The sequence below is a fragment of the Bradyrhizobium sp. genome (genome assembly GCF_019242285.1).
Classification (GTDB): Bacteria; Pseudomonadota; Alphaproteobacteria; order Rhizobiales; family Xanthobacteraceae; genus Bradyrhizobium.
In genome coordinates, this window is sequence record NZ_JAFAVV010000183.1 from 1 (window position 1) to 2,649 (window position 2,649).

Genomic DNA, 2,649 nt, shown 5'->3' on the forward strand with positions numbered 1-2,649 from the left:
CGCCTCGCGCGCGGCCTGCAGAAAAATCTCGTGCACCGGATTGTCGGTGCGCAGCCTGTTGACCCGCAGCGGGCCGTCCCTGCCGTGATACTCGCCGGAAAAATCGGCGTTGCTTTCCGCGCGCTTGAAATAGGGCAGCACGTCGGCAAACGACCAGCCGGTGTTGCCGAGCGCAGCCCAGTGGTCATAATCCCATTTGTGGCCGCGGATATAGACCATGGCGTTGATCGCCGAGGAGCCGCCGAGCCCTTTTCCACGCGGCTGATAGCCGACCCGCCCGTTCAGCCCCTTCTGCGGCACGGTAGAGAAGGACCAGTTGTTGACGGGCCCCGCGACCATCAGCACCAGCGCGTAAGGCGTGGTCACGATCCAGTTATCATTCCTGCCGCCGGCATCGAGCAGCGCGACCGAGGTGCCGGCGTCCTCCGACAGGCGGCCCGCCACCGCGCAGCCGCCCGAGCCTGCGCCCACCACGATGAAGTCGAATGTGTCGGTCATGGCATCCCTGTTGTTGTCGTCATGGCGAAGGAAATGTAGGACGGGGTAAGCGCGAACGCGACGATGCTGCGCATCGCGCGGAGCGACGTGCCGACCGTCGATCGACACTCTCGTCGTGAATGGTGGGCACGCTTCGCTTAGCCCAGCTTACGATTGTTCGCGGGCATCCCGGATAACAACCCTTCAAGATCACGCCATCAGCCGCAACAGTTTCTGCAGGCGCGCGAGCTTGGCGCCGTAGGGCGGATAGAGATCGGCGAGGCGGTTGAGGGGCGAGCGGTAGAACACCGGCTTCAGCTTGCTGAAGGTGTCGAAACCCCATTCGCCGTGATAGGCGCCGGTGCCGGAGGGGCCGATGCCGCCGAACGGCTGGTTGACCTGGGTGATATGGAACAGGCAGTCGTTGATGGTGACGCCGCCGGAGACGGTGCGCGACAGCACGGCGTCGCGGGCGGCATTGTCCTTGCCGAACCAGTACAGCGCCAGCGGCCGGTCATGGGCGTTGACGAAGGCGATCGGCTCGCCGGCCTCGCGATAGCCGACGACCGGCAGGATGGGCCCGAAAATCTCCTCCTGCATGACCGTCATCTCCGACATCGCACCGACCACGAGCGTCGGCGGGAATTTGCGCTTCGCCTTCCAGTTCGGGTCGTCCGCGCCCGCCGGTTGCAGGATCTTCGCGCCCTTGGCGCCGGCATCCGCCACCAGCGCTTCGAGCCGGGTGTAATGGCGGTCGGAGATGATCGAGCTGTAGTCCTTGTTGCTGGGCTCGGTGCCGAACATGCGGCGCATGTTGGCGCGGACCTTCTCGGCAAACGCCTGCACCGAGGCCTCCGGCACCAGCGCATAATCAGGGGCGATGCAGGTCTGCCCGGCATTGAGCAGCTTTGCATAGGCAATGCGCTCGGCGGCCTCGTCGAGGTCGGCGGAGCGGTCGATGATCGCGGGCGACTTGCCGCCGAGCTCGAGCGTCACCGGGGTGAGGTTGCGGCCGGCGGCCTCGGCGACGAGGCGGCCGACCCGGGTCGAGCCGGTGAACACCAGATGGTCGAAGGCCAGCGACGCAAAGCTCGTCCCGATTTCCTCCTCGATGCCGGTGACCATCATCTCGTCCGGGTTGAATCTCTGCGCGATGATCTCCCCGAGCAATGCTGCAAAGTGGGGCGACAGCTCGCTCGGCTTGATCATCACCCGGTTGCCGGCCGCGAGCGCGCCGACCGCGGGCGCGAGCGTGAGCTGCAGCGGATAGTTCCAGGGCGCGATGATGCCGACCACGCCGAGCGGCTGCGCCATCAGCCGGTTCCGCGCCGGCATGAACTGCAGCGCGGTCTTGACCCGCCGCGGCGCCATCCATTTCTTGAGATGTTTCGAGGCGTGCTTGATCTCGACATAAAGGAAGAGGGTCTCGGCGACGCTGGTCTCCACCGCCGAGCGATGGCCGAAATCGGCGGAGATCGCCGCCTCGAACCGGGCCTCGTTCTCGGCCACGGCGGCACGCAGCCGCCTGAGGCGGTCGAGCCGGAGCTCCAGTGGTGGCGGCGGCTCGGCGCGGGAGGCATCGAACAGGACGTGGAAGGCATCGTCGAGCGCGCGGAGCGCGGTGCTTTTCGTGGGCCGGTCCATGACGGTTTCCTCCTCGACGTCCTGCTCCCCCGCACCTTCGACGGAACCTCGCGAGGAGGCTTCGCCTTTTGGGTGGTATTTCTGGCACATTTTGCCTGTCATAAAATCGAAAAAAGAGCGCCTGGGGGCCTTTCCAAACCGCAGTCGCGTTGGTACATACCGCCCGCACCCTCCGGCCGCAGCGGCCCCGGGGTTGCCTTCTCAGGAAGCCTCTCGGGACAAGCGGACCGGCGACGCCAGACGCGTCAGCCAGCCCGTTCCCGCCCCTGGTTTCCAGACAAGGCGCGCAACGGTTTATCGCGGGGTGGAGCAGCCCGGTAGCTCGTCAGGCTCATAACCTGAAGGTCATAGGTTCAAATCCTATCCCCGCAACCAAGTTTTAAGCCCTTGAGAACAAGACGTTTTCAGGGGCTTTCTTCTGTCCGGATTTTGGCGCGGAATTCCGCTCGTGGAAGCGGCGAGGAAAGTCGCAGCGTAAAATCGGCGTGGGCGGCGTGTCGCAATGACTCAATTGTGATTGAAAGCGTC

2 protein-coding genes and 1 tRNA gene are annotated in these 2,649 nt (G+C 65.0%); 1 reads left to right on the plus strand and 2 read right to left on the minus strand.

From position 1 onward, the window contains the following. Both JOY90_RS06930 and JOY90_RS06935 read right to left on the minus strand, forming a co-directional pair. On the minus strand, positions 1–498 hold a 498-nt coding region (locus JOY90_RS06930; RefSeq protein ID WP_291690408.1), incomplete at its 3' end, for a GMC family oxidoreductase. Between the two features lie 189 nt (positions 499–687). Continuing rightward, positions 688–2,121, minus strand: coding sequence for a coniferyl aldehyde dehydrogenase (locus JOY90_RS06935; protein ID WP_291690409.1), 1,434 nt, complete (start codon positions 2,119–2,121; stop codon positions 688–690). Between the two features lie 298 nt (positions 2,122–2,419). Between JOY90_RS06935 and JOY90_RS06940 the strand changes: the two genes are divergently transcribed. Further along, positions 2,420–2,496: transfer RNA gene (locus JOY90_RS06940), tRNA-Met, on the plus strand. Positions 2,497–2,649 lie beyond the last annotated feature (153 nt).